Source organism: uncultured Gimesia sp. (genome assembly GCF_937919775.1).
Taxonomy (GTDB): domain Bacteria; phylum Planctomycetota; class Planctomycetia; order Planctomycetales; family Planctomycetaceae; genus Gimesia.
Map to the genome: position 1 here is coordinate 1 of NZ_CALFPF010000577.1, position 10,501 is coordinate 10,501.

Genomic DNA, 10,501 nt, shown 5'->3' on the forward strand with positions numbered 1-10,501 from the left:
AATGTTCGGTAAGGAATCTATCCAGTGAGTCAGACATGCTTGCGATCCTTTACTTAACAGAAATCGAGAGTTATCAATTCGTGATATTTCACATTTGCTTTTTCTTCAACTTCTGAAAAAGGCGCTCCGAACTCATCTATTGCGTGTATTCCTCTCGATATCAAGGAATAACTTGATCAACTCCGAAATCGATAACTGAACCAGCACCGCAAAGAACCCGCTGAAAAACACACCCAGTACCTGCCCGATCCAACTGAAACGCTTAGTATCGTTGTCTGCAACAATGGCACTTAAAATCAGCACCACAATGGTAATAATCACTATGAACCCTGAAAAAAACGCGAGCCACTGAAAACAGCGAGAAAGAATGATCAAGGCTGGATACCGTTCCTCACTGGTTTGTCGCTGACTACCTGTTGAACGTTCAATTGCAATTCCAGAACCTTCAGACTGACGGGGAAGCTGGTTTCCTGCGTCCTGTGATCTCGGATTCTCATCCGGAAGAGGTGGTTCCGGACTGGTTTTCCGGGGTAATGGAACCTGAATTTCTGATCGACACTGAGGACAGTTACTGACTTTGCCAACACTCGCAGGCTTTGCCTGTATTAGCTGACTGCATTGCGGACACCTGAATTCGATCACGATGTTTAAACCCTCGAATAAGTTTTCAGAAAGTGCCTGCTTTCACAACTTCAAGCTACCGTCTCAAGGATCAGAAATCAACTCAACTTTGCCTGCAGAAGGTTTAAAATGCTGGTTGGAACAAAAAAAACGCATCGCAGATGATTCTCTGCGATGCGTTTTTCAAATTGGATCCAAACCTGTCTGGCAGTTTTCGTAGTTATTAGTGGAAGCCCTCACTCAGGCACGACAGGCGAAACGAAGTCGGCCGGTTTGAAGGTCAGGACGGAGCAATTGACTTTTTCCAGCATGCGTTCTGCGGTGTTGCCGATGAAGAAGCCGCTGATGCCGGTGCGGGCCAGGGTCCCCATTGCGAGCAGGTGTACTTTATGTTCGTTGATGAAGGCCGGAATCGCAATCTCGGGAGAGCCTTCCAGCACATGTACCTGCACGCCGTACGACAGCGTGCGGTAATCGGTCTGTGCCAGCTGTTCGTTGAGCTCGTTTTTGACTTCTTCCATAATGTCTTCGGCACATTTTTTGAGCGTCTCATCACCGACTCCCAGACCTTTGAGACGTTGATCGAGTTGCGTATCGATTGCGTGTACCAGATGAATTTTCATGTCGGCGACCTGTGCCGCGGAAACGATGAAATTCAGAATATCGCTACTGACATCGCTCATATCGCTGGCCACCACGATTTCAGGCACGTCCGGCTCTTCATCCACTTTGACGGCAAAGACGGGACAGGGACATTGACGGAAGAGGTTCATCACCGTGCCTCCGAATAATCGCCCGGTAAATCCATGCGGACGCGTCCCGACCATAACCATATCGTGCTTATTTTTGACGACCTCAATGATAATCTCGCGCCAGCTGGGACCCAACGCCACTTTGGAGGAACTTTCCACCCCCTGCTGTTTCGCCTGTTCGATCAACCCGCTCATCACCGCGTGGGCTTCATCTTCCACGGTATTGGTCAGGTGGTCCCGATCCGCTTCGAGCAGATGTTTCGTATGGGCAGACAAATCAATGGCGGCAAAGAATTCCAGCTTTGCATGAAACAGCTTTGCCAGCCAGATCGCCCGTTCAACCGCTTCGGCAGTCTGTTCGTTCAAATCAGGAGCGACCAGACGATCCGCGTGAGTCAGATCAACGCCGACTAAAATTGAATTGATATTTTGCATGGGACTGTTCTCTCATTGTTGTATAAGCGTTATTCAGAATTCACACATCAATTATTATGACAAATCTAAGAAATTGTTCCTAGTAGAATTCCGAATTGAAAAGTGAGTTATACAGACTGCGATTGTTGATTACCAATCTAACGTTTTGGCTTTTGCATTAACAAAATGAATTCGTGGACTTTATTGACTCGAAACACAGAAGGAAAACCCAGCGGCCTGAGATTATTATATTCCGACTGCCGATTCCAGATAATCAGATCATCATAAATATAGCCTATCTGCTGGAGCCTGGCTGCTAAATCGCTGTGAAAAGGAAAAAATTGACTTTTCTTTCTCAAATCCATGACGATCACGCAGCAATAACCGCCGGGCCGCAACGTCTCTAACACCTGTTCGAAGACCAGCGTCAGCTCGGTCAGAAACGCTTCGTAATCATCCACGACGCCCAGATCCTGTTCATGATTTCCGTAATGTCTGACCGCTTTATGGTCGGCGGAACGACGCTGGTTCAAAACATTCCAGTACGGCGGCGAAGTAATACATAAATCGACGCTTTCCGGCGGAACATGTTCAGACAACTTCAAAGCGGAACCGTGAATCACATGCGATTTCTGTTCTGTCCGTGTTGGAGCGGGGAGTGACTCATCCTGTTCGACAGCCAGCCGGGCCACGTCTGCAATTCGCTGACTGGCAAGCGCCGCGTATTCTTGTGAGAGTTCGACGCCGACGCCGGTCTTGCCCATTTTTTCTGCGGTCACAATCGTACTGCCGGAACCGGCAAAAGGATCGAGGATCACGTCCCCTTCCCGCGGCAGAAATGTTTCAATCAATCGTTCGACGAGCATTTCCGGAAAAATCGCCGGATGTTTCAATCGTACTTCTTCGGTTGACTTGCGGATATCACTCCAGACACTGATCGAATTCTGAATCCACCGTTTGCCACCCAACGCGTTGTAGGGTTCCGGCATTTTGCGGGTGCGTTTTTTCTCTGCTGGTGATTCTTCAGAAGTCGACACGCGGCTGGAAGCCTCCTGCTGGAATAATGAGATTCTGAATTTTGAAATGTGGGAAACGATATTCAACGCAGCTGAATTTTTAAGCTGCCAGGTTCCTGGTGAAAACCATTCTACTGGAAAGTCTCATTTTGACCACTGTTTTTTGAATCGCTCAGACGCGACTGCTTACAGACTTTGTAAATAGGCATTCAAATCGGCCAGATCTGCGGGTGTCAGATCTTTTAATAATCCTTCGGGCATCAACGATGTGCTTTTCTTGTTTTCGAAATCGATTTCCGCCGCTTCGATACGCGTGGTCTGATTATTGGAATTCCGCAGCGTCAGGCCGTCCACCGAACGGTACACAACGAGCCCCGTATAAACCTTGCCATCCACGGTGCCAACAACGGTGGTCTGATAACGGGGCGAAACATCCCGGTTCGGAGACACAATCGCGGTAAACAGATCCTTTCGCGAAAACCGCTTGGCAGCGCCTGCGAGCGCCGGTCCCAGCGCACTCCGGTTGCCATGACACTGCACGCAGGCCCGCTTTCGAAACAAAACTTCTCCCCGTTCGCTGTTGCCATCCTCCCACTTGACGGTTTCCAGTTGCTCGAAGAATTTTTCCGTTTCTGGCCCTCCCTGCTTCAACAGCGCTGCAAAGATTTCCGGATACTGTTTCTCCAGCCAGTCTTCCCAGGCTTGAATCAGCGCCCGCTGTTTCATCGGGTCGGCCAGATCAGCGGGTTGTCCCAGTTGCTGACCGGTCCATTTCTGCAGCAGCGAAACAATGCGTACCTGAAGTTGCTGTTCCCGTTTATCGTGACCCAGACGTCGCAATGCTGCAAACAGTCGCACCGATTCTTCCGGCTTCGTAACCGGCGCCAGTTTTTCCAACGCCGAAACACATGATTCCAGCACTTCAATCTGAGCAGATTCCAGCCCCAGCACAAATTTGTCCCGATCCTGTTCTTCGGGAGCAGCCCCCAGTACGGCCAGCACGGCTGCCTGGAGTGCAAAATCGTCATACAGTTCACGCAGCATTTCCCGATGCTCGGGTTTCTTCGATTCACCAAACACGAAAACCACATCACTGGTCCAATGAAAATCCGAATCGGCTTTGATTTTTCGATCAAAAGCATCAATGGCGGTCCCCAGAAACTGGGGGGGCAGTTGACTCAGAAACAGCACATGTCCCGGCAGACCGAAACCCGGCTGTTCCACAATCTGCCGCGGAAGATCCGCGTCGATCTTGGCGAGCCGTGTATAGAGTTCCTTAAAGCGGTCGTCCCAGTTCGTATCCTGTGGAAGTTTGAGACGCAGCATTTTCTCATCAATATCAACGAGCGCCTTCGCAATTTTTTTCGACTGTGCGGTACTGCGATCGCTGGGAATACGGGCAGAGACTATCAGATAATGTATGTCAGACACGGGATCGGACTCATCGGTAATCTTCGCCAGAATCCGGTCCAGTAGTTTGGGATTGTAAGGTGCCAGCATCGAAAGCACGCGGGCCAGTTCGTAATCCAGCACTTCATGACTGCTGGGAAACGCTTCCATCAGGCGGATGCGAATCGGATCGAGGTGGCGTTCGTATTCCGTCAGGTCGACGCTGTTCGCGTATCCGTCGAACACGGCTGCCATTTTGGTGGGCGGCCCCAGATCGCCGAGCCCTAACTGAATCAAACGCAGCGCGTCGAGACGCAGATCGGTCTGGTAGTCCCCTTCAAACACGGTAATCCCCGTACGGACGGCCAAAGGAACCACGCCCCCCTGTTTGATGATGGTGGCATACGCGAGCGTGATCTGAGCAGCCCCCTCCTCAGCGGTCACGCCGGCAGAAAGCGTTTGAAAATTTTCTGCGTTCAAAGTCGCAGCAGCGCGGGCCGCCGCCTGTCTGACATAACGCTGCGGTGCGCCCAGTGTTTTCTGCAGACCGGAAAGACAGTGTTTCTGATCCAGCTCAGACCCCCGTTGCAGGAACGCCTCTAAAGCAAAACGAGCCACCAGCGGCGAGTCATCCTTGAGCAGTGCGTTCAAGTGTTCCGCATTCTGCTCGGACGGACTTTGATAACCCAAAGACCACGCGAGTCGTGCCCGGACCCGATCCGATTTATCGAGCATCAATTGTTCCATGATGCGATCCGGAAATCCATCGTATAATTCCGTCACAATTTCAATCGCGCGGAGGCGCTCTGCGACAGAACGATTTGTGTCGAGTGCTGCCCGATAAAATGCTTCCGGCGTTAATGTTTTCAACAGAGGCAGACAGGTTTGCCTCGACCAGCTGCTGAGAGGCTGAGGCGCTGAGAGTACTGTTTCGAGTGCGGACGCGGTTTCTGACTCTGAATCGTCGTCTGCTGCAGGCGATTCCGCATTCAAATTCGGCTTTTGCGCTTCAACGGGTCCGATGTATTCAATGCGAAACACACTGCCGCGTGTGCCGCGTCCCCCGACGCTGACATACAGACAACCATCGGCGCCCACTTCCAGGTCGGTAGGTGCAAATCCGAACTGCCCTACTCCGGTGATAAAGTCGATGGGCTCACCGGCATAACTGCCTTCAAAATCTTCCAGCGGAATCGCATGCACGCGACCGAAGGTCCAGTCGGCGACGAACAACGCCCCCTGATAGGTCGTCGGGAACTGACGCTGCTGATAGGTGGTGACTCCCGTGGGTGAGCCGCGATGAAACGAGGCAATCACGGGGGGCATATCCAGAAAGTCATCCGGGCGTTTCCAGCTGCGGCTGCGCCAGCCGGCATTCGAACCGGGCAATACCTGAAAGACGCGCGTCGGGCGATACCAGGGAAGTGAAATATCGCGTTCGCCGTCACTATCGTAGGTGAAAACATCGCCGTTCGACGTGAAGGAGAAATCGTAAGCGTTGCGGAAACCGTCGGCGATGACTTCGCCCGACGTGAGATCGGGGCTCAGCCGCATCAGCGTGCCGGCATACGGTTTTTTGACGGGCGAAGTTTTGCGGGTGATGTATTTCTCATTAATGCCGGCGGTGTTTCCCAGCAGCAGATACCACCAGCCATCCGGGCCTTTCTGAATGGAATGGGTATTGTGTTCGCCACCGGTTTTCGTTTGTAAAAAGACGTCCGGTTTTCCGTCCGCGCGGTCGTCGCCGTTCTGATCCCGATAACGTATCAGGCCGGCGTCTCCTGTGCAGAGCAAATCGCGACCGAGAAAATACATGCCTTGCGCGCCGGACGCGGGGCCATCCGCGTATTGTTGAAAGGATTCAGCGACGCCATCCCCGTCGGCATCGATCAGGATGCGGACATAACCCGGACCGGAAACAACGACGCGTCCCAGAGAATCGATGGTCATGGAATAGATATCGTGCGCGAGATCATCGTCGGCATACAGTGTCGCGCGGAACCCGTCGGGGACTTTGAGTCCTTCAAATTCGTCGGCTGCCTGTACGGAATTAGTAGACGCGAAACCTGCCCCGCAGAGGAAGCAGACCAGCGGTAACCAGAAACGATTTTCAAGGGCTCTGCTAGTGAAACGAAACATCGTACCTCATATTAGGTTGAACTCTGTGAAAGATCCCGATCACTGTACCGAATATGAGTCAATGTCAGGTCATGAAGTCACTTAAGGCGATTTTACATCATAGTGACTGCAGACGGTTCAAGGCAATGCCCTCTTTGCGGGTCATTTCCAGAATTCAGGGCAGTCATTCAGGGTTTCCGCGACGATTTGTTGAATCGCCAGCCGTTCCGGCAGCGGAAACTCAGCCGGTGTGACATCCCACTTCTGTTCGAGTTCGGCGTCGGTGGCGTTTAGAAATGAATAGATTCCCCGTAAAATCCGTAAGCGGGCGGCTGCGGGCATCTTGTTGAAGCTGTCTGAATAAATCAGGTAACTCAGACGATAACGAAACAGCCTGGTTTTCAGATCGAAGTCTTTGAGCGATCGGCCTAACACATCCCGTTTTCCCTGTTTTTCAAACCAGGCCTGGTAATCCGTGGTCCCTTGCAGAGGACCTGCCAGTTTCGCTTCATCCAGAAACAGCAGGTAACGCAGCAGGCGGTCTTCCACATCGGATTTGAGATGCAACTGTTGTTCCATGCTGACGCGGGTGATTAAATTATGGCCGTGAACCTGATGATCAAAAATCAGATGCGCAATAAGATCGGAGTGCGGGCTCAGGTATTTCGAAGTATCAACAAACTCATCAATCTGTTTCAGATTCGCGCGATAGGCGGGATTCGTTTTCGATTCGTCAATGTCCTCCTGACCAAACAGATTTCCGAGATGGTTCATCTCGCCATGCGTGCCTGTGACGTACCAGCCTCCCCAGCGTTTTTCCAATGGTTTGTCGTGTGAGATCTGGGAATAGCCGGAAATCGGGCGGCCATGCAGGTCGGTTAAAAAAGAACGCACCAGCAAACCGGGGACGCGCAGACTGGAATCGCCGGCGTGACAGGCGAGACAACCTTCCGAACGAACAAAGCGGGGCTGCTCTGACGGTTTCTGATCCAACTCGTAAAAGATGGTCCCGCGCAGAGGATCAACGGAAGCCAGTTCCATCGCCCGCGCACCGGGCACCCAGCCGACGTAGACGTCATCGTTAAAATAAATGACGCGCGGATTACTCGGTTTAATCAGCCGCGGATTGAGGGCCGTTTTGGAATAAACCATCAATTGCGAGGCTTCCGGGATGTTTAACGATTTCAGGACTTCGCGCAAATAGCCCCATTCGGGATCATATTTCAGACTCAGTGTCTGATCCCCGAGTTGCTGATTCATTTCAGCAACGGGTTCCGAAAGTTCCCCGGTTCCATAGGCGACCGGTTCCAGACCGAAGGGGATGGGGTCTCTAAACTCAATCTCCTGCGTCATTTCGGTCGGTTTCCGGGCAACCAGTGGTTCCTCGGCGGTCACTTCCAGGGACAAACCAGCCAGTAAAAGACAGAGCGCAAATAACTGTTTTTTCATCGAGCCACATCTACAATTGATCAAAATACTTTGATGGTATAACATTGATAATGTTTCACCTGCCAACGAGTTCCGTCACTGACTGTGGGAAACACGTACTGTGAAATCTTACCCGCTCTCCATTACAAAGCAATTTCGGACTAAAAGATAGTTATATTGCATAAGGTTGGTCAATTGTTGTGAATGTTGACTCAAAAATCTAAAATCCCTATGAATCCATCAGGAATTGTGACTTACTTCACAGAAGAAAACAGTCCCCACTCCGATATTATTAAATAAGTTGGCTCACAAGCCGTTTCGTCTTATGTTCCGAGTTTTCTGGAAGGGTTTCGTTTTGAAATCTCCCCGCCGCTTTAGCATTATGATCACATTGTTTGCTGCCCTGATCTGCTCATCACTCGATTTGCAGGCTCAGAAGCCGTCCCTGCCGGATTTATTCGGTCAAAAAAACGCACCTGCTGCGAATGCGGGGGCTAAGACAGAAATCAGTGTCAGCCTGCTGCCCCAGGACGCCAAAGCCGGGGATACGGTGACACTTTCACTGACCATGATCATTCCGGAAGGTTCTTATACTTATTCCACCAGTCCCACGTTCGGCGGTGCGACCAAGTTTGTGATTGAAGAGTCCAAAGGTCTGACCTCTGTCGATCAGCACTTCAACGCCGACCATCCACCGAAGACGGTCTTTGAACCACTATTCGGGAAAGAAATCGAAAAGTATACAAAAAGCGTGATCTGGAGCCGCCGTTTCAAAGTGAATGCGGACGTCAAAGACGTCGCACAAGTCCTGCTCAAAGGGCAAATGATTTATCAGGTTTGCGATGCGAAAAACTGTGTCCCTTCGCAGTTTCCGTTTACCGCAACGCTTTCGGGCAAGCAGAAAAGTGCGCCGCTTTCGTTTACGACAATTCCGGAACGCCGCTCGAAACCAGACCCGGTCGAGTTAACGTTTGCGTTATCTCCTGCGAAAGCCAACCCGGAAAAGCTGGTGCAGTTGACCATCACCATGACGCTGGAAAAAGAATTCCACACGTTCGCCCTGGATCAGGACAGGAAACAGGCGGGACTGCCAACACATATCGAAATCTTCAAGCTGGACGGTTTGAAACCGGTTTCCCGACAATTTTCCGTCAGTCCGGAACCGAAAGTCGAAACACACGAAGATTACACACAACGCACACACTACGACAAAGTGGTATGGTCGCGTGAATTTGAGCGTATTCCGGGCACCAGCGAAATCGGCGTCGAAGGCAAGCTGACTTACCAGATTTGTAATTCAGGCAGTTGCCGTCCCCCGCTGCCGGTGGAATTTCAACTGGGAGACCTGACGAACGCGACCCCCGTCGCACTGTCCTCAGTCGAAGAATTAAAAAGTGCGGATGACAATGATGAGATTATTATTACCTCTGACGATCAAAACCAGACACTCGCTTCCTATCTGTTTTTCGCGTTTCTGGGTGGTTTGATTCTGAACGTGATGCCCTGCGTGCTGCCAGTGGTGGCGATCAAAGTCATGAGCTTTGTGCAGCAGGCGGGTGAAAACCGGATGCGGATTTTCCTGTTAAATATTTTCTATTCGCTGGGCGTATTGACGGTGTTTCTGAGTCTGGCCTCCCTGGCGGTTTTTGCAGAACTGGGCTGGGGCGGTCTGTTTCAAAATACAAAATTCAACATCGTGATGGCCTGTATCGTGTATGCGATGGGCTTAAGCATGTTAGGCGTCTTTGAAATTCCTGTGCCGGGTATGGTCGGTTCAGCAGCCGGCGGTCAACAGAAAGAAGGCTTAACCGGCGCGTTTCTGACAGGCATCCTGGCGACTCTGCTGGCAACCCCCTGCAGCGGACCCTTCCTGGGGCCGGTACTCGCCTGGTCGGTCCAACAGACGCCGAATATAACGTATCTGGTCTGGCTGATGATGGGGCTGGGAATGGCGTCCCCTTATCTGGTCTTCAGTGTCTTCCCCAAAGCGATTGCGTGGCTTCCCAGGCCGGGCATGTGGATGGTGCGTTTTAAAGAGTTCTCCGGCATCGTACTGATGGGTGCGGTGATCTTTATCATTTCCTTTCTGGATGAATCGCTGACGATTCCCGTATTGATCATGCTGTTGGGGATTACCACGGGGCTGTGGATGATCGGCAGCCTGTATACTCACAATTCCTCACTCCGAAAAAAGATGACCGTGCGCGTGACGGCACTGCTGTTGACGGTCGGCATCTGTTTCTTAGGTTACAACATGAGCCAGAAATCAACTAACGATCTGCCGTGGGTTCCCTTCAATGTCGCGGAATTGAAACGGCTGAGAGCAGAAAATAAAACCGTCCTGATCGACTTTTCTGCCGAGTGGTGTCTGACCTGTAAAACGAATGAAAAATTTGCACTCAACACCCCGGAAACACTGGAACTGATCAAGAAGCATAACATCGTTCCGATGTACGCCGACTACACCGACTATTCTCCGACCATCAAAGAGTGGCTCGATAAATTCAAAAGCGTCAGTATACCGCTGACCGTGATTTTTCCCGCGAATCGACCCAACGAGCCGATTATTATTCGCGACCTGTATTCGCAAACCACATTGCTGGAGGCGCTGCAGCAGGCCGCCGAAACTCCCGTGGCAGTCAAATCGGCAAAGCAGGCGATGGTCTCCACCGTCGCTCCCGAGTCGCATTAATCGCGTCAACGGAAACAGGAGAATCGTAAGGCTGATTTCTGTTCGCAGATCTTTCTGAAATATTCAGGGAG

The 10,501-nt window shown here is 51.3% G+C and carries 5 protein-coding genes; 1 reads left to right on the forward strand and 4 read right to left on the reverse strand.

The annotated features are described in order from the left end of the window. Positions 1-857 precede the first annotated feature (857 nt). From Q0294_RS16655 to Q0294_RS16670, 4 genes are all read right to left on the reverse strand, one after another. Complete coding sequence (locus Q0294_RS16655) at positions 858-1,808, reverse strand: universal stress protein (protein WP_299467717.1); 951 nt, start codon at positions 1,806-1,808, stop codon at positions 858-860. Between the two features lie 137 nt (positions 1,809-1,945). Continuing rightward, positions 1,946-2,824, reverse strand: coding sequence for a site-specific DNA-methyltransferase (locus tag Q0294_RS16660; RefSeq protein ID WP_366917985.1), 879 nt, complete (start codon positions 2,822-2,824; stop codon positions 1,946-1,948). Between the two features lie 165 nt (positions 2,825-2,989). Beyond that, entirely contained in the window at positions 2,990-6,331 is a 3,342-nt protein-coding gene (locus Q0294_RS16665; protein ID WP_299467721.1) for a PVC-type heme-binding CxxCH protein, read from the reverse strand. A gap of 141 nt (positions 6,332-6,472) precedes the next feature. Beyond that, positions 6,473-7,759 carry a hypothetical protein gene (locus Q0294_RS16670; protein ID WP_299467723.1) on the reverse strand — a complete coding sequence of 429 codons (1,287 nt, stop codon included), beginning with the start codon at positions 7,757-7,759 and terminating at the stop codon, positions 6,473-6,475. Between the two features lie 334 nt (positions 7,760-8,093). Between Q0294_RS16670 and Q0294_RS16675 the strand changes: the two genes are divergently transcribed. Next, a complete protein-coding gene (locus Q0294_RS16675; RefSeq protein WP_299467725.1) occupies positions 8,094-10,430 on the forward strand; it encodes a cytochrome c biogenesis protein CcdA in 2,337 nt (778 codons plus the stop codon). Positions 10,431-10,501 lie beyond the last annotated feature (71 nt).